Source organism: Streptomyces sp. GESEQ-4 (assembly GCF_017948455.1).
Taxonomy (GTDB): Bacteria; Actinomycetota; Actinomycetes; order Streptomycetales; family Streptomycetaceae; genus Streptomyces.
Genome location: NZ_JAFFSU010000018.1, coordinates 107,480 through 124,242, shown reverse-complemented (window position 1 = coordinate 124,242; position 16,763 = coordinate 107,480). Strand labels below are relative to the sequence as shown.

The following is a 16,763-nucleotide window of genomic DNA, read 5'->3' as shown; positions in this document are numbered from 1 at the left end:
TGTGACCCGCGTCTCGCGTGGAGTTACCGTCAAGTAACCACTTCGTTCCCCTCGCGCCACCCTCGCCGACGAGCATGCACGCGACAAACCGGCAGCGCACGTGTGACGTGAGAGGACCCCCACCCCCATGAGCAGAGGCACCTGGACGCGCCGTATCGGCATGACCGCCGTCGCCACCGTCGCCGTCACCGCGATGGCCGTCCCCGCCGGCGCCCAGGCCGCGACGGCCCCGCGCACGTCCGCCAGCGCCGCCGCAGCCGAGGACGTCGACTACGCGACCTGGCAGCGGGACTGCCAGGCGGTGATGGACCAGGCGATGCCGTACGTGAAGCAGCGCATCGCCGCCACCAAGCCGGGCGAGAAGCAGGCGATCGTCCTCGACATCGACAACACCGCCCTGGAGACCGACTTCGGCTTCAGCTACCCGCAGCCGGCCAACCAGCCGGTCCTGGAGGTCGCCGAGTACGCCCAGGCCCACGGCGTCGACCTCTTCTTCGTGACCGCCCGCCCCGGCATCATCTACGCGCCCACCGAGTACAACCTCGAGCACCAGGGCTACGACGTCTCCGGTCTCTACGTCCGCAACTTCCTCGACCTCTTCAAGAACGTCGCCGACTACAAGACCGCCCAGCGCGTCGACATCGAGAACAAGGGCTACACGATCATCGCCAACATCGGAAACAGCGCCACCGACCTCTCGGGCGGCCACGCCGAGAAGACGTACAAGCTGCCGGACTACGACGGTCAGCTGTCGTAGGAGCGCGGGATTCAGGGGCCGGTGCCGTGTGTGCACCGGCCCCTTCGTCAGCTCGCCGAATTGCTGACGAAGCCTCATGCGACGCGCCAAAGCACAGTAAAATCTTGGTAGTTGCAAAGACTTCCAGGTGCAGGGACGCGCACTCCACGGGGGACACATGGACAGTCACGCCGTCGACGGCATCGATCTCGCCGACGCCATCGCCTCTGTCCGCGACCAGCTCATCGAGGCGGCCACCCGCGCCACAGGGCAGCCGGTCTCCTTCGAAGTGGGCTCCATCGACATGGAGTTCACCGTGGAGCTGCGCAAGGAGACCAAGGGCGGCGGCAAGGTCCGGGCCTGGGTCGCGGAGGCGGGCGCCGACGCCGCCCGCAGCACGGGCCGTACGCATCGCATCGCCTTCACCCTCACCCCGCGCGATTCCACGACGAGCGGGCCCTGGCAGGTCGGCAACGACGACCGGGGCAGTACGGCGGGCTTCGGCGACGAAGGCCTGGGAAGTGACGCGGGATCCGGCCAGGACGACCGCCGAAGTGACACGGGCCCCGGGAACACCGTCCCGGTCCCCTTCCCCGCGCCGCCCGCCCGATGACCCCCGGGGACTCCCCCGCGAGCCGCGCCGTCGTGGTGCTGGGCGACCGGCAGGGCAGCGGAGTCGCGCTCAACGGGCGGCTGGTGCTGACCTGCGCCCATGTCCTCGGCGACATCACGAAGGCGAAGCCGGAGGTCGCCCACCCCCGGCGCAGCGGTCGTACGCCCGCCGAGGTCGTCTGGTCCGACCCCGAGCAGGATGCCGCGCTGCTCCTCACCGCCGACGAACTGCCCTGCTCGACCCACGTCCGGGTCGGCCACCTCGCCGCCGAACAGGCGCTGCCGGACTGCGAGATCATCGGCTACCCGGACATCCAGCGGCACGCCGGGCGGCATCTGGCCACCGACCAGTTCACCGGTAGCGTCCTGCCCGCCGCCGCCCACCCGCGCTCGGTGCTGACATTCTCCTTCGACCGTGCCCCGGCGACCGAACCGCCGGCGCCGGGCCCCAGCCCGCTGGCCGGACTGTCCGGCGCCCCGGTCTTCGCGGGCGATGTCCTGCTGGGCATCGTCACCTCGATCCCGCGCGGCCGGGGCCACTTACGCGCCGAGGGCGTCCCGATGGCAAACCTGACGGAATTGCCGTACGACATCCCGGACACCGAGCCGATCACGCGCCACCATCCTCAGGACAGCGCGTACGAGCGCGATTACGCCCGGGCTGTCGAGATCGCGTTCCGGCGGATGCGGATCTTCGGGTTGGACGATCTCACGCGCCGCGAGACGGAATGGGACCTGAACACCGCCTATCTGAACTTGGAGGCGGTCCCCCGGATCTCCGAGGCGGCCGCGCGGAACCTGGACACGACGACGACACGGCAGCCCTTCTCCACGACCGGGCGCACTCCGCAGCGCATCGACACCCTGCTGTCGGTCCGTCCGCGCGTGCTGCTGCGCGGTGAGGCGGGCGCGGGCAAGACGACGCTGGTGTGGTGGCTGGCCGCGCACACCGCCGCCGGCACCCTGGGTTCCACCCTGGCGGGGCTCAACGGCCTGGTCCCGTTCGTCGTCCCGCTGCGCACCCTGCACTCCCACAACGGCGCCTTCCCCTCGCCCGCCGGGCTGCCGCACGCCGCCCGGCTGCTGGTCGACGAGCCGCCCGAGGGCTGGGCGGGCCGGGTGCTGGAGGCGGGGCGCGCGCTGCTGCTGGTGGACGGCCTCGACGAGGTTCCGCAGGCGGACCGGGAGGAGGCGCACCGTTGGCTGTGCGCGCTGCTCGCGCGCTACCCGCGCACCCGCTGTGTGGCGACCGTACGCCCCCTGGCGGTGGAGCCGGACTGGCTGGAGGAGGAGCGGTTCGAGGAGCTGCGGCTGCTGCCGATGCGGGACGAGGACGTTCAGACGTTCATCTCCTCCTGGCATCGCGCGGCCCGCCTGGAGGACGACGACCACGCACTGCTCGAGGAGCTGGCACAGGACCTGTCCCAGCAGTTCCGGCACAACCCCGCGCTCAGCGACCTGGCCCGCACGCCGCTGCTGTGCGCGGTGATCTGCGCGCTGCACCGCCGGCATCAGGGCTTCCTGCCGGAGACCCGGTTCCGGCTCTACCAGGCGGCCCTGGAGATGCTCCTCGGCCACCGCGACCGGCGGCGCCGGGTGGACGCCCCGGACGGCATCAGCCTGACCGTCGAGGAGCACCACCAGATCCTCCAGCGCATCGCGGTCTGGCTGGTGCGCGGGGGCCAGTCCGAGTTCACCCGCGGCCAGGCCCGACCACAGCTGGCGGCGGCGCTGGCCGGCATGGAACGGGCCCGCGGCCAGGGCACCCCCGAGGCCGTCCTCACCCACCTGCTCAACCGCTCCGGCCTGCTCCAGGAACGCGGCGACGACTCCTACCAGTTCATCCACCGCACCTTCCAGGACTTCCTCGCCGCCAAGGAACTCGTGGAGAGCGAATCGTTGCGGGAGCTCTGCCGCAACGCCGACGACACGCTGTGGCAGGACGTCATCCTGCTGGCCGCCGGCCACTGCCGACGGGAGATCGGCGAGCTGCTGACAGGCCTCATCGCCCGTGCTGACGCCCCGGGCGTCCCCAAGCCGCTGCGCACCCAGCTGTCCGTGCTGACCGCCCTGTGCGCCCAGCACGCCGCCTGGCTCGACACCGGACTCCAGGAGCGGGTGCGCGCACGGATCGCCGCCCTCATGAGCTCCCTCACCCCGGACGACGTCTCACAGGTCGCGCGGCTCGGACCGTACGTCCTTCAGTTCCTGCCCACCCCCGAGGAGCTGGGCCCGGCACGGAGCCGGGCGGTCGCCGACCTGGTCGGCCGAGTCGGCGGCGCGGAGGCGATCCCGTATGCGCGACGGCTCGTGAGCACTCCGGGGCTGCCGGGCACCGTGCAGGTGCGGCTGATGCACGCGTGGAACAACTTCCCTGCCGCCGAGTACGCCCGCTCGGTACTCAGCCGGATACTGCCGAGCCGCGCACTGCCGGTGAGCACCCGCGAGCAGCTGGACCTGGTGCACGAGCTGCCGACAGCCGGGCGGCTCGCCCTGAGCGGCCCCTTCACCTCCCGCGAACTCGCCGACGCCCGGCTGCCGCCCCTGAGCCAGCTGCGCCTGGAACGGCTGCCCGCCCTGAAGGACCTGGACTTCCTGCGCTCGCACGGCCGGCAACTGCACCAGCTCACCGCGACCGAGCACGCCTCGGCTCTGACGGACATCTCGGCCGTCGCCGAGCTGCCCGCGCTCACCGATCTGTCCCTGCGCATGCCGCTGCAGCCCGAGGACCTGGGGAAGCTGGCGGAGATTCCCGCGCTCACCTCACTGACCCTGTCGACTCCCCACCTCACCTCGGTGACGTCCCTGCCCGTGCACCAGGGGGTCGAGCGACTGGCGCTGACCGCGCAGCGGCTGGTGGACACACGGGGACTCGATGCGTGGGAGGCGCTCACCTCCGTCGTGCTGCCCCTGCCGCTGAATCCCGCCGAGTTCTGGGAGTTCGTCCGTGATTCCGGGCGGATCCGCGAGGTCAACACCACCGTCCGGACCTTCGCCGAGCTCCGGCAGTTCGGCGCCATGCCAGGGGTACGGTCGCTGCATCTGTGGCAGCTGACGGAGCTTCGGGGTGTGGAGGTACTGGCGGAGGCGTTTCCCTCACTCGGCACGCTCAACCTGGTGTGTGCGCGGGGGCATCGGCTGAACGCGGACGATCCGGGACTGACCCGGCTCCGGGCCAGCCTGCCGCGCCTGACGGTGGGGCTGGCCTGAACACGATCGGCCTGAACGCCGCAGCGGAAAGGGGCCGGTGCCTTTACGGCACCGGCCCCTTTCCGCTGTGAGTCCGCTGTGAGGCTTACGCCTCCTTGCTCAGATTCGGCCCAGGCCCACCGGCCGCCTGCTCGATCGGCGGAACGTCCGGCAGTGCCGACTTCTCCTCACCCCGGAAGGTGAAGGTCTTGGCCTCGCCCTCGCCCTCCGTGTCCACGACCACGATGTGGCCGGGGCGCAGCTCGCCGAAGAGGATCTTCTCGGAGAGGGAGTCCTCGATCTCGCGCTGGATGGTGCGGCGCAGCGGACGCGCGCCCAGCACGGGGTCGTAACCCTTCTTCGAGAGCAGTTCCTTGGCGGACTGGGAGAGCTCGATGCCCATGTCCCGGTCCTTGAGGCGCTCGTCGACCTTGCCGATCATCAGGTCGACGATCGCGAGGATGTCGTCCTGGGTCAGCTGCGGGAAGACGACCACGTCGTCGACGCGGTTGAGGAACTCGGGACGGAAGTGCTGCTTGAGCTCGTCCGAGACCTTGTTCTTCATGCGCTCGTAGTTGGTCTTCTTGTCGCCCGAGGCCGCGAAGCCCAGGTTGAAGCCCTTGGAGATGTCCCGGGTGCCGAGGTTGGTCGTCATGATGATGACCGTGTTCTTGAAGTCCACGACCCGGCCCTGGGAGTCGGTCAGGCGACCGTCCTCCAGGATCTGCAGCAGGCTGTTGAAGATGTCCGGGTGGGCCTTCTCGACCTCGTCGAAGAGGACCACCGAGAACGGCTTGCGGCGGACCTTCTCGGTCAGCTGGCCGCCCTCTTCGTAGCCCACGTATCCGGGGGGCGAGCCGAAGAGACGCGACACCGTGTGCTTCTCGCTGAACTCCGACATGTCGAGGGAGATCAGCGCGTCCTCGTCACCGAAGAGGAACTCGGCGAGCGCCTTGGACAGCTCGGTCTTACCGACACCGGACGGGCCCGCGAAGATGAACGAACCACCGGGACGCTTCGGGTCCTTCAGACCGGCACGCGTACGGCGGATCGCCTTCGACAGCGCCTTGACGGCGTCGGTCTGGCCGATGACCCGCTTGTGCAGCTCCTCCTCCATGCGGAGCAGGCGGCTGGACTCCTCCTCGGTCAGCTTGAAGACCGGGATGCCCGTGGCGGTCGCGAGGACCTCGGCGATCAGCTCGCCGTCGACCTCGGCGACGACGTCCATGTCGCCGGCCTTCCACTCCTTCTCCCGCTTGGCCTTGGCGGCCAGGAGCTGCTTCTCCTTGTCGCGGAGGGAGGCGGCCTTCTCGAAGTCCTGCGAGTCGATCGCGGACTCCTTGTCGCGGCGGACACCGGCGATCTTCTCGTCGAACTCACGCAGGTCCGGCGGCGCGGTCATCCGGCGGATGCGCATCCGGGAACCGGCCTCGTCGATCAGGTCGATCGCCTTGTCCGGCAGGAAGCGGTCCGAGATGTACCGGTCGGCCAGGGTGGCGGCCTGCACCAGCGCCTCGTCGGTGATGGAGACGCGGTGGTGCGCCTCGTACCGGTCACGGAGACCCTTGAGGATCTCGATCGTGTGCGGGAGCGAGGGCTCGGCGACCTGGATGGGCTGGAAGCGGCGCTCGAGCGCGGCGTCCTTCTCCAGGTGCTTGCGGTACTCGTCCAGCGTGGTCGCGCCGATGGTCTGCAGCTCACCACGGGCCAGCATCGGCTTCAGGATCGAAGCGGCGTCGATGGCGCCCTCGGCGGCACCCGCACCGACCAGCGTGTGCAGCTCGTCGATGAACAGGATGATGTCGCCGCGGGTGCGGATCTCCTTGAGGACCTTCTTCAGGCGCTCCTCGAAGTCACCGCGGTAGCGGGAGCCGGCGACCAGCGCGCCGAGGTCCAGGGTGTAGAGGTGCTTGTCCTTGAGGGTCTCGGGCACCTCGCCCTTGACGATGGCCTGGGCGAGGCCCTCGACGACGGCGGTCTTGCCGACGCCGGGCTCACCGATCAGGACCGGGTTGTTCTTGGTACGACGGGACAGCACCTGCATGACCCGCTCGATCTCCTTCTCGCGCCCGATGACCGGGTCGAGCTTGGACTCACGAGCGGCCTGGGTGAGGTTCCGGCCGAACTGGTCGAGCACCAGGGACGTCGAGGGGGTGCCCTCGGCAGGCCCGCCGGCGGTGGCGGTCTCCTTGCCCTGGTAACCGGAGAGCAGCTGGATCACCTGCTGCCGCACACGGTTGAGATCAGCGCCCAGCTTGACCAGGACCTGGGCGGCGACGCCCTCGCCCTCACGGATCAGGCCGAGCAGGATGTGCTCCGTGCCGATGTAGTTGTGGCCCAGCTGAAGGGCCTCGCGGAGCGACAGCTCCAGGACCTTCTTGGCACGGGGAGTGAAGGGGATGTGGCCGGACGGGGCCTGCTGGCCCTGACCGATGATCTCCTCCACCTGCTGACGGACCGCCTCAAGCGAAATGCCGAGGCTCTCCAGGGCCTTTGCGGCGACACCCTCACCCTCGTGGATCAGGCCCAGGAGGATGTGCTCGGTGCCGATGTAGTTGTGGTTGAGCATCCGGGCTTCTTCCTGAGCCAGGACGACAACCCGCCGCGCGCGGTCGGTGAACCTCTCGAACATCGTTAATCGCTCCTCAGAGCGGTCAGGCAGTGGGGGGAACTTCCCCTCCCTGTCCTTCCGCAGCTTAGTCCCGCAAGCGGGGACCGCTCATTCCAACTGCCGACACCGTCGATGGCCTCCTGACCCCGCTAACGCCGACATCTGCTCCAACCCGATGGTGCGAGACGATGTTCCCGCAGGCCAGGCAGTTACCCTCACCATCAGTACGCCGATGGCGAACGTGAGACGCCCTGTCCTGCGTGTCGCCCCCTCTCACTAGGGATGTCTTACCCGCTCGCACCGACAGTCCATGCCGCGCGCACCCGTTCCCTCCGCTACGGGCGAACAACCTTGCACGACCCCACACCCCCGCACGCCCCCTTATCCAGCACGCTGCGCACTCACGTGGACACCCAGCGTAACTCGCACGGTCCTTCGGCAGTTGCGCTTGGCATGGTTGCCACCGGCCGCTCGACTTCGCCCGCAATCTCCACCGCCTCCACCGTTTCCACAGCGGTCCCCTTCCCCCGGCGACCGCTCGATCCGAGCGATCAGGTCCGCCGGTGGTACGAGAACGAACTGGGATGGGCGACGGTGCCCGGGATTCCCGTACGACTTCCACTCGGCCTGCGCTTCGACGTCCTGGACGTGCCGGCCGAGGCGGGCCGGTCCGCGCTGCGCCACCTGGCGCCGGGCTCCCCGGTGGCCGTACAGGGCGACCGGATGCGGCTGCTGGTGGCCGCGGGCAGCAGGGAAGAGCTGCCCGGGCTGCTGGACTGGCTGGAGTGGGGCACGCTGGCGCTCGACCTGACAGCGCTCGGCGAGGGCGACCTGATGGACGCACCCGTGCCTCCGGGACGGTGCTCCATCACGGGAGTCCGGCCGCCGTGGACCGCGACCGCAGCCCTCCGGGGGGCCGCCGTGTGGCTGCGACCCCCCGAGCCGGGATGCGAGGTCGAAGCCTCGCTGCCGACGCTGTCGGCTCTGGGGGGCGGTGGAGACGCCCCCGATCTCGTGCGACTTGTGCACACGGTGGCAACCCACTGCCACCGATTGCGGCTGCGGCGCGCTTGCGCTCAGCCGTCGGCCTTGTCATAGGCCTTGCCAAAGGCCTCGCGATCAGGCGTTCGCCTTCTCGTATGCCTCGCGAATGGTCGCGGGAACACGGCCGCGGTCGTTGACCTCGTAACCGTTCTCCTTCGCCCAGGCGCGGATCTGCGCGGTGTCCTGGCTGCCACCCGAAGCGGCACGCGCCTTTCCGCGTCCACCCGAAGCACGGCCTCCGGTGCGACGACCACCCTTCACGTAAGGCTCGAGAAGGCCGCGCAGCTTGTCCGCATTGGCGGTCGTGAGATCGATCTCGTACGTCTTGCCGTCCAACGCGAACGTCACGGTCTCGTCCGCCTCGCCGCCGTCGAGGTCGTCGACAAGAAGGACCTGAACCTTCTGTGCCACCGGATTTCCTTTCATCGATAACTTGAGGGCATGGGGTCTCCGGCGTCCGCCGTTTCGCCGTCCCCTGTTATATGCAGTACTGCAGTACATCGGAAAGCAAACCGCTTTTGCTGGAAAAACACAAACCCCTGGGAGAGACCCACAGGTCATCCTTGGTCCGGAAACATGCGCGTTTCGGACATAGGGAACCTGGGCAGCGCAGTCCGCTTGAAATCTCGTCGGCGATCACAGATGCAGAAGCATCCGGCTGTTGCCCAAGGTGTTCGGTTTCACTCGTTCGAGACCGAGGAACTCCGCGACGCCCTCGTCATAGGAACGCAGCAGCTCCGCGTAGACGTCGGTGTCAACAGGTGTCTCGCCGATCTCGACGAAGCCGTGCTTGCTGAAGAAGTCCACTTCGAAGGTCAGGCAGAATACGCGGCGAACGCCGAGCCAGCGCGCGGTGTGCAGCATCTTCTCCAGCAACTGATGCCCGACACCGGCACCCTTCAGTCCGGGCTTCACCGCGAGAGTGCGCACTTCGGCGAGGTCTTCCCACATCACATGCAGGGCGCCGCAGCCCACCACGTCGGCGTTGTCGTCCCGTTCCGCGACCCAGAACTCCTGGATGTCCTCGTAAAGGGTCACCGTGGCTTTGTCGAGCAGGATCCCGTCGCGGACGTAGGTGTCGAGGAGTCGACGCACCGCCGGTACATCGCGGGTGCGGGCCCGGCGGACGGTGATGGCTTTTGCGGTGACTTCGGGACGCTCTGCTGACATGAGCGGACGCTATCGCCCGCCCGCCTCCGGTGCCGAGCCGGGGTTCTCCCCGCCCGTATCGCGTTCGGCGCTATCGGTGGCGGCGGTCTCTTCGGCGGGTTCAGGGGATTCTTCCGGGTCTCCGACGACGCGGATGGCGTCCCGCAGGGCCTGCCGCTGTTCGTCGCTCATCATCCCGAAGAAGGCGACGAGAGCGGCGGCCGCGTTGTCGCTCTGCGACCAGGCCTCGTTCATCAGCGCGGCGGCGTAGGCGGCCCGGGTGGAGACCGCCTCATATCGATAGGCCCGGCCTTCCGCCTCGCGGCGCACCCAGCCCTTCTGATGGAGATTGTCCAAAACGGTCATCACCGTGGTGTAGGCGATGGACCGTTCCTGCTGAAGATCTTCGAGGACTTCTCGAACGGTCACCGGGCGGTTCCACTTCCACACCCGCGTCATGACCGCGTCTTCGAGTTCTCCCAATGGGCGAGGCACAACTCGACACAATAGTGGGAGATCTCCGTATTGGCGCCCGGGGCGGGCACATGGAGAGCAAACGGGAACGAAAAGGGCGTACGGCTCGAAAGTGCCCGAGGGGCACGGGAGCCGTACGCCCTACGTCAGGCGTCGGTGCCGGAGGGGGTCTGGCGGGCGCCGTCCAAGCGCGCGATGGCGGCGTCGACGGCCGCGTCCTCCTTGGCCTTGTTGGCCCCGCCCTGGCTCCTCACGATCACCCGGATCACACCGATGAAGAACACGGCCATCACGGCCGGGGGCAGCAGCGCGGAGACATAGTCCATGCGACCAGGGTAGCCACGGGGCGTGGAGCGGACGGTGCCGGGTTGAGGGTTTTCGTCCACCTGTACCGAAGGGTGCCGCTCAACCTGCGACGACGAGCTGGCGTGACGGGTTCGCGGGCGGCGCTGCGGGTTTGCGGCGCGGGAAGACCTCGCCCGGGGTGGGGATGGGGCGCGCGGGCTTCGGGGCGGCGGGGGCGGGGGCGGGCTTGGGGGCCGGTTTCTCGGCGGGCTTCTTGTCGGGCTTACGTCCGGGCCCCTCCCCCGCGTCCGCGGCGAGACCGCCGGGAAGGGCTGTGAGGCGCGTCCAGGGGGCTGGGGCGCCGGGTGCGAGGGGCGATGTCGCGGATCGCCCCGCACGGGGCGCGAGATGGCCGCGTACGCCCGTCCCACCCGACTCATGCCGCCGTTCCTGCTGATCACGCTGATCCCGCTGCTCCCTCTGCTCCCGCCCGGCGAGATTTCGGCAGCGGTCGAGGAGGGCGGCCGCGGCAGGGTTGCCGCTCAGCGCCTGGAGCGCGGTGATGTCATCGGGAACCGGCCGATACCCCGCGTGCAGCGCCTCCCCCAGCAGCGCGAGGTAGCCGGCGGCGGTGCCGGGCAGGGCGGCGCGGTACCGGGCGACGTCGGCCACCAGGAAGTCCCGCATCCGCGCCCCCTCACGCATCGCCTCGTCGAGGGACTCGGCAAGGCGGAGGCAGTCCTGGACGTCCTCGGCCGAGACCGGGCTTGGCTGAAGGGCGAGGGCGAGAGCGCGGCGGAGCACACGCAGCTCCTCCACGCCGAACGCCATGCCGCCGCGGTATCCGTATGGCGTGGGCATGAGGTGACGATACGCGCTAATCAGACAAACCCGGCCACATACCCCGGGTGTGGCGCGAGAGCCACACCCGGATGACTGCTCAGTACCGGTCGGCACAGTGCTGTCCGCCCAGCGTTTCTCGCCCCCGCCGCCCTTACCCATTCCCATCCTGAAAGGGCTCCGCCCCTTCGACCCCGTTTCGGGGGCCAGCCCCCGGGCCCCCGGCTCCTCAAACGCCGGAGGGGCTGTTTTTAGCCCGTCCGGCGTTTGAGGACGAGGCCGTTCAGGCCGGAGCGGGGGTCTGGGGACGGCGGGGGCGAGGAAAATCTGGGCACGGCGGGCGGACGTGGGTCACATGCGGGAGACGTTCCGCTCGTAGACCAGCCGTAGTCCGATCAGCGTCAGCCACGGCTCATGCTCATCGATCACCGAGGACTCACCCAGCACCATCGGCGCCAGCCCACCCGTAGCGATCACCGTCACCTCATCCGGATCGTCGGCCAACTCCCGCGCCATCCGGTGCACCACACCGTCCACCTGCCCGGCGAACCCGTACACGATTCCGGACTGCATCGCCTCGACCGTGTTCTTGCCGATCACGCTCCGCGGCCGCGCCACCTCGATCTTCCGCAGCTGCGCGCCCTTGACGCCGAGCGCCTCGACGGAGATCTCGATACCGGGCGCGATGACCCCGCCGATGTACTCCCCGCGCGCGCTGACCGCGTCGAACGTCGTCGCCGTACCGAAGTCCACGACGATCGCGGGCCCGCCGTACAGTTCGACCGCCGCCACGGCGTTGATGATCCGGTCCGCGCCGACCTCCTTGGGGTTGTCGGTGAGGATCGGCACGCCCGTTTTGACGCCCGGCTCGACCAGTACGGCCGGCACATCGCCGTAGTACCGCCGCGTCACCTCACGCAGCTCGTGCAGCACGCTCGGCACGGTCGCGCAGATCGCGATCCCGTCAATGCCGTCGCCCAGCTCGTCCCCGAGGAGCGGATGCATGCCCATGAGGCCCTGCAGCAGGACCGCCAGCTCGTCGGCCGTACGGCGTGCGTCCGTGGAGATCCGCCAGTGCTCGACGATGTCCTCGCCGTCGAACAGGCCGAGGACGGTGTGGGTGTTGCCGACGTCGATCGTGAGGAGCATGACTTACTCCGCCTCACGGAGGTCGAGGCCGATGTCCAGGATCGGCGAGGAGTGGGTCAGCGCTCCGACGGCGAGGTAGTCCACGCCGGTGTCCGCGTACGCCTTCGCGTTCTCCAGGGTGAGGCGCCCGGAGGCCTCCAGGGCGGCCCGGCCGTGCACCAGGGCCACCGCCTCCTCGCATTCGCCCGGCGTGAAGTTGTCCAGCAGGATCAGATCGGCGCCGGCGTCCACGACGTCGCGCAGCTGGTCCAGGGTGTCGACCTCGACCTCGATCGGTACGTCCGGGAAGGCCTCCCGTACGGCCTTGAAGGCCTGCGCGACACCGCCCGCGGCGACCACGTGGTTGTCCTTGACCAGAGCCGCGTCGGACAGCGACATCCGGTGGTTCACGCCGCCGCCGCACCGCACCGCGTACTTCTCCAGCGACCGGAGCCCCGGCGTCGTCTTCCGGGTGTCGCGGACCTTCGCCTTCGTGCCCTCCAGAACGTCCGCCCACGCGCGCGTGGCGGTCGCGATGCCCGACAGGCGGCACAGGAGGTTCAGCGCGCTGCGCTCGGCCGTCAGCAGGTCACGTGTACGCGTGGTGACCGACAGGAGCTTCTGCCCGGCCTCCACCCGGTCGCCGTCGTCCACGTGCCGCTCGACGGCGAACTCGTCCTCGCAGACTACGGAGAGCACCGCTTCGGCGACCCGGAGGCCCGCCACGACGCCCGCCTCGCGCGCGGTGAAGTCGGCGGTGGCGACGGCGTCCTCGGGGATGGTCGCGACCGTCGTCACGTCCACCCCGTGGTCGAGGTCCTCCTGGATGGCCACGTTCGCGATGTCCTCGACCTCCACGGGGTCGAGTCCGGCCTCGGCCAGGAGCTCGGCGAGTGCGGGATCGAGCCCGCACTCCAGGTACTCGTCGCCGGTGTCCGCACCGCAGGCGCAGCCGTCGCCGCAGCCGTCGTCCTGTGCGAGGGGAAGGTCGGGGGTATCCACTGCTGTCACTGCTCCTGGGGACGCTGCGCCGGATGGTGCTGCCGGGTCGGGGGGAAGTCTGCGGTATCGGTGGGGTGTACGGCGAGTGTGCGGTCCGGATTCAGCCGTACGACGATGTGGCGCCGCCATGCTGCGTCGTCGCGCTCGGCGTAGTCCTCGCGCCAGTGGCAGCCACGGGTCTCCTCGCGCTGCCGGGCGGCGGCGACCAGGACGCGGGCCACGCACAGGAGGTTGGTGGCCTCCCAGGTGTCGACGCCGGCCTCGGCCGTCTTGCCGTTCTCGTGGAGGGCGTCACGGGCGTCGGCGTGCAGCTGCTGGAGCTGTTCGGCGGCCTTGGCGAGGGAGTCGGCGGAGCGCAGGACGCCCGCGCCCTCGGTCATGACCCGCTGGATCGCGAACCGGGTCTCGGGCTCCAGCAGGGGGTGTTCGGGGACCTCGGGGTACGGCACCGGGTGCGGCACGCGCGCGTGGAGGCCGTTTTCGGCGTGGCTCGCCGCGATGTCCTCGGCGATGCGCTCGGCGTAGACCAGGCCCTCCAGGAGGGAGTTGGACGCGAGCCGGTTCGCGCCGTGCACGCCGGTGCAGGCGACCTCGCCGCACGCGTACAGCCCGGGAACGGTCGTACGGCCCTGGGAGTCCGTGCGGACGCCGCCGGAGGCGTAGTGGGCGGCCGGGGCGATCGGGATGGGCTCGTGGACGGGGTCGATGCCGTGGGCGCGGCAGGCGGCGAGGATCGTCGGGAAGCGGTGCTCCCACATGTCGGCGCCGAAGTGCCGGGCGTCGAGGTACATGTGCTCGGCGTCCTGCTCCTGCATGCGGCGCATGATGCCCTTGGCGACGATGTCCCGGGGCGCCAGTTCGGCCAGCTCGTGCTGTCCGGTCATGAAGCGCACGCCGCCGGCGTCGACCAGGTGGGCGCCCTCACCGCGTACCGCCTCGGAGACGAGGGGCTGCTGGCCCTCCGCGTCCGGGCCGAGGAACAGCACGGTGGGGTGGAACTGCACGAACTCGAGGTCGGAGACCTCCGCGCCCGCGCGCAGGGCGAGCGCCACGCCGTCGCCGGTCGACACGGACGGGTTCGTCGTCGCTGAGAAGACCTGCCCCATGCCGCCGGTCGCGAGGACGACCGCGGGGGCGTGCACGGCGCCCACGCCGTCGTGCTGGCCCTCGCCCATGACGTGCAGGGAGACGCCCGCCGTACGGCCGTCCGCGTCCGTCAGCAGGTCGAGTACCAGCGCGTTCTCGATCGTACGAAGCCCACGCGCGCGTACCGCCTCGACCAGCGCCCGGGAGATCTCCGCGCCGGTCGCGTCGCCCCCGGCGTGCGCGATACGGCGGCGGTGGTGGCCGCCCTCGCGGGTGAGCTCCAGCTCTCCCTCGGAGGACTCGTCGAAGTGGGCGCCCGTCTCGATGAGCCGCCGTACGGCGTCCGGGCCCTCGGTGACGAGGATCCGTACGGCCTCCTCGTCACACAGGCCCGCGCCCGCCACGAGCGTGTCGTCCTGGTGCTGCTCTGGGGTGTCGCCCTCGCCCAGGGCCGCGGCGATGCCGCCCTGTGCCCAGCGGGTGGAGCCGTCGTCGAGGCGGGCCTTGGTGACGACGACCGTCGTGAGGCCGGCCGCCTCGCAGCGCAGGGCCGCGGTGAGGCCGGCGACGCCGGATCCGACGACCACCACGTCCGCGGAGATGGACCAGCCTGGGGCCGGGGCGTGCAGGCGTATGCCGGTGCTGGTCACGAGGCGGCTCCGAAGGTTCCGAACGTGAGGGGGATGTTGTCGATCAGCCGGGTCGTCCCGACCCGGGCGGCGACGGCGAGGACGGCGTCCCCGGTGAAGTCGTCCGCGACCTCGGTGAAGTCGGACGGGTCGACCAGGGCCAGATAGTCCAGTTGGAGCGGCGGGTTGAGGCGGGCCGCCTCGTCGAGGACCAGGCGGGCGGCGGCGCGGACGGCCGACGGGCCACCCGGTACCGCTTTGGCGACCGCGTGCGCGTCGGCCGCCGCGCGGGACTCCCCTATGGCGCTGAGCGCCTCGGCACGCGCGCGCGTGGCGGGCACTTCGCGAGCCCGCGCGCGCAGCGCCTCCTGCGCCGCGTGCCGGTCGAGACCCGCGAACAGCGCCTGGGACAGGGCGAGGGCCGTGCGCCGTTCCTGGCGTGACAGATAGCGGTTGCGGCTGGACAGGGCCAGGCCGTCGTCCTCGCGCACGGTCGGAACGCCGACGATCTCGACGCCGAAGTTCAGGTCCCGCACCATCCGGCGGATCAGGGCGAGTTGCTGGGCGTCCTTCTGGCCGTACAGGGCGATGTCGGGGCGGGTGAGGTGCAGCAGCTTGGCGACGACGGTGAGCATGCCGTCGAAGTGGCCGGGGCGGGAGGCGCCCTCCAGGCGTTCGCCCATGGGTCCGGCGCTGATGCGGACCTGGGGTTCGCCGCCGGGGTAGACCTCGTCCACGGAGGGGGCGAACACGGCGTCCGCGCCCGACTGTTCGGCGAGCTTGAGGTCGGCGTCCAGGGTGCGCGGGTAGCGGTCGAGGTCCTCGCCCTTGCCGAACTGCAGCGGGTTGACGAAGACGGTGACGACGACCTCGCCGTCCGGGCCGGCGATCTCGCGCGCGGTGCGGACCAGGGTGGCGTGGCCCTCGTGCAGGGCGCCCATGGTCATCACGACGGCGCGACGGCCTGCACGCGCGCGTGCGTGCAGCTCGGCGGAGGTGCGCAGCAGGGCGGTGGTCATCGGGCGTCCCCTTCGGTCCCGTTGGTCCCGTCGGCGAGTACCCCCAGCAGGTCCTCTGCCAGCTCCGGCTTCAGCAGACCGTGGGCGAGCGCCCGGTCGGCGGTCGCGCGCGCCATCGCCAGATAGCCGGCGACGGCCTGGGGGGCGTGCCTGCGCAACTCGCTGACGTGCGCGGCGACCGTACCGGCGTCCCCGCGCGCGACGGGCCCGGTGAGGGCGGCGTCGCCGGAGCGCAGGGCGTTGTCGAGCGCGGCGCCGAGCAGCGGGCCGAGCATCCGGTCCGGGGCCCCGACGCCGGCCGCGCGCAGCAACTCCATGGACTGGGCGACCAGCGTGACCAGGTGGTTGGCGCCCAGCGCGAGGGCCGCGTGGTAGAGCGGCCGGTTCTCCTCGGCGATCCACTCGGGCTCGCCGCCCATCTCGATGACGAGGGCCTCGGCGGCCAGCCGCAGTTCATCGGGTGCGGTCACGCCGAAGGAGCACCCAGCGAGGCGCTGGACGTCCACAGGAGTGCCGGTGAAGGTCATCGCGGGGTGCAGGGCCAGCGGCAGCGCTCCGGCACGCAGAGCGGGGTCCAGGACCTTCGCGCCGTACCGCCCGGAGGTGTGCACGAGCAGTTGCCCCGGCCGCACGGCGCCGGTCTCGGCGAGGCCCTCCACGAGCGCGGGCAGGGCGTCGTCCGGCACGGTGAGCAGGACGAGGTCGGCGCGCTCGAGGACGTCGGCGGGCGGTACGAGCGGCACGTCGGGCAGCAGCAGCGCGGCCCGCTTCCTGGAGGCGTCGGAGACTCCGGAGACGGCTACCGGGCGGTGTCCGGCGAGTTGGAGGGACGCGGCCAGCGCGGGTCCCACGCGACCGGCGCCGACGACGCCGACGGTGAGCCGCGCGGGGCGGTCCTTAGGGTCTGGCTGTTGGACTGTACTCACGCGACGGAGGCCTTCCCGTTCCAGTCCGCTCTG

The 16,763-nt window shown here is 70.4% G+C and carries 15 protein-coding genes; 4 read left to right on the top strand and 11 right to left on the bottom strand.

Annotated features, from left to right (window positions below; translation table 11 throughout):
* Window positions 1-127: 127 nt before the first annotated feature.
* From KCH48_RS29765 to KCH48_RS29755, 3 genes are all read left to right on the top strand, one after another.
* On the top strand, window positions 128-757 hold the full coding sequence (locus KCH48_RS29765) for an HAD family acid phosphatase (RefSeq protein WP_210577991.1): 630 nt from the start codon (window positions 128-130) through the stop codon (window positions 755-757).
* Window positions 758-914: 157 nt separating this feature from the next.
* Entirely contained in the window at window positions 915-1,349 is a 435-nt protein-coding gene (locus KCH48_RS29760) for a trypco2 family protein (RefSeq protein ID WP_246886074.1), read from the top strand.
* Window positions 1,346-4,558, top strand: coding sequence for a serine protease (locus KCH48_RS29755; RefSeq protein WP_210577990.1), 3,213 nt, complete (start codon window positions 1,346-1,348; stop codon window positions 4,556-4,558). The genes KCH48_RS29760 and KCH48_RS29755 overlap by 4 nt, the downstream gene beginning before the upstream one ends.
* An 85-nt stretch (window positions 4,559-4,643) precedes the next feature.
* On the opposite strand, the gene KCH48_RS29750 is transcribed toward KCH48_RS29755, so the two are convergent.
* Window positions 4,644-7,169 carry an ATP-dependent Clp protease ATP-binding subunit gene (locus tag KCH48_RS29750; protein ID WP_210577989.1) on the bottom strand — a complete coding sequence of 842 codons (2,526 nt, stop codon included), beginning with the start codon at window positions 7,167-7,169 and terminating at the stop codon, window positions 4,644-4,646.
* A 432-nt stretch (window positions 7,170-7,601) separates the two neighbouring features.
* On the opposite strand from KCH48_RS29750, the gene KCH48_RS29745 reads away from it, so the two are divergent.
* Window positions 7,602-8,246 (top strand): SCO3374 family protein, encoded by a 645-nt coding sequence (locus KCH48_RS29745; protein WP_210577988.1) that lies wholly within the window; start codon window positions 7,602-7,604, stop codon window positions 8,244-8,246.
* Window positions 8,247-8,267: 21 nt separating this feature from the next.
* Here KCH48_RS29745 and KCH48_RS29740 read toward each other — a convergent pair whose 3' ends face one another.
* From KCH48_RS29740 to KCH48_RS29695, 10 genes are all read right to left on the bottom strand, one after another.
* Entirely contained in the window at window positions 8,268-8,603 is a 336-nt protein-coding gene (locus KCH48_RS29740) for an Lsr2 family protein (protein ID WP_210577987.1), read from the bottom strand.
* A 225-nt stretch (window positions 8,604-8,828) separates the two neighbouring features.
* Window positions 8,829-9,362 carry an amino-acid N-acetyltransferase gene (locus tag KCH48_RS29735; protein WP_210577986.1) on the bottom strand — a complete coding sequence of 178 codons (534 nt, stop codon included), beginning with the start codon at window positions 9,360-9,362 and terminating at the stop codon, window positions 8,829-8,831.
* A 9-nt stretch (window positions 9,363-9,371) separates the two neighbouring features.
* Window positions 9,372-9,824, bottom strand: a complete 453-nt coding sequence (locus KCH48_RS29730; protein ID WP_282615199.1) for a BlaI/MecI/CopY family transcriptional regulator — start codon at window positions 9,822-9,824, stop codon at window positions 9,372-9,374.
* Between the two features lie 137 nt (window positions 9,825-9,961).
* Window positions 9,962-10,141, bottom strand: coding sequence for a hypothetical protein (locus tag KCH48_RS29725; RefSeq protein WP_210577984.1), 180 nt, complete (start codon window positions 10,139-10,141; stop codon window positions 9,962-9,964).
* A 79-nt stretch (window positions 10,142-10,220) separates the two neighbouring features.
* Window positions 10,221-10,931 (bottom strand): hypothetical protein, encoded by a 711-nt coding sequence (locus tag KCH48_RS29720; RefSeq protein WP_210578034.1) that lies wholly within the window; start codon window positions 10,929-10,931, stop codon window positions 10,221-10,223.
* 360 nt (window positions 10,932-11,291) lie between these two features.
* Window positions 11,292-12,089: a type III pantothenate kinase gene (locus KCH48_RS29715; protein WP_210577983.1), complete on the bottom strand. Its 798-nt coding sequence runs from the start codon at window positions 12,087-12,089 to the stop codon at window positions 11,292-11,294.
* Between the two features lie 3 nt (window positions 12,090-12,092).
* Entirely contained in the window at window positions 12,093-13,070 is a 978-nt protein-coding gene (gene nadC / locus KCH48_RS29710) for a carboxylating nicotinate-nucleotide diphosphorylase (protein WP_210578033.1), read from the bottom strand.
* Between the two features lie 5 nt (window positions 13,071-13,075).
* Window positions 13,076-14,806: an L-aspartate oxidase gene (locus KCH48_RS29705; RefSeq protein WP_210577982.1), complete on the bottom strand. Its 1,731-nt coding sequence runs from the start codon at window positions 14,804-14,806 to the stop codon at window positions 13,076-13,078.
* Window positions 14,803-15,804 carry a pantoate--beta-alanine ligase gene (panC, locus tag KCH48_RS29700; protein ID WP_210577981.1) on the bottom strand — a complete coding sequence of 334 codons (1,002 nt, stop codon included), beginning with the start codon at window positions 15,802-15,804 and terminating at the stop codon, window positions 14,803-14,805. Before panC ends, KCH48_RS29705 begins: the two co-directional genes overlap by 4 nt.
* Window positions 15,801-16,730 (bottom strand): Rossmann-like and DUF2520 domain-containing protein, encoded by a 930-nt coding sequence (locus KCH48_RS29695; RefSeq protein ID WP_210577980.1) that lies wholly within the window; start codon window positions 16,728-16,730, stop codon window positions 15,801-15,803. Before KCH48_RS29695 ends, panC begins: the two co-directional genes overlap by 4 nt.
* Window positions 16,731-16,763 lie beyond the last annotated feature (33 nt).

What these genes read in the sequence shown, in the direction of transcription:
- KCH48_RS29750 (WP_210577989.1), bottom strand. Translation starts at nt 7,169, where the DNA reads ATGTTCGAGAGGTTCACCGACCGCGCGCGGCGGGTTGTCGTCCTGGCT.
- KCH48_RS29725 (WP_210577984.1), bottom strand. Translation starts at nt 10,141, where the DNA reads ATGGACTATGTCTCCGCGCTGCTGCCCCCGGCCGTGATGGCCGTGTTC.
- KCH48_RS29765 (WP_210577991.1), top strand. Translation starts at nt 128, where the DNA reads ATGAGCAGAGGCACCTGGACGCGCCGTATCGGCATGACCGCCGTCGCC.
- KCH48_RS29735 (WP_210577986.1), bottom strand. Translation starts at nt 9,362, where the DNA reads ATGTCAGCAGAGCGTCCCGAAGTCACCGCAAAAGCCATCACCGTCCGC.
- KCH48_RS29745 (WP_210577988.1), top strand. Translation starts at nt 7,602, where the DNA reads ATGGTTGCCACCGGCCGCTCGACTTCGCCCGCAATCTCCACCGCCTCC.
- KCH48_RS29720 (WP_210578034.1), bottom strand. Translation starts at nt 10,931, where the DNA reads ATGGCGTTCGGCGTGGAGGAGCTGCGTGTGCTCCGCCGCGCTCTCGCC.
- KCH48_RS29715 (WP_210577983.1), bottom strand. Translation starts at nt 12,089, where the DNA reads ATGCTCCTCACGATCGACGTCGGCAACACCCACACCGTCCTCGGCCTG.
- KCH48_RS29755 (WP_210577990.1), top strand. Translation starts at nt 1,346, where the DNA reads ATGACCCCCGGGGACTCCCCCGCGAGCCGCGCCGTCGTGGTGCTGGGC.
- panC (WP_210577981.1), bottom strand. Translation starts at nt 15,804, where the DNA reads ATGACCACCGCCCTGCTGCGCACCTCCGCCGAGCTGCACGCACGCGCG.
- KCH48_RS29760 (WP_246886074.1), top strand. Translation starts at nt 915, where the DNA reads ATGGACAGTCACGCCGTCGACGGCATCGATCTCGCCGACGCCATCGCC.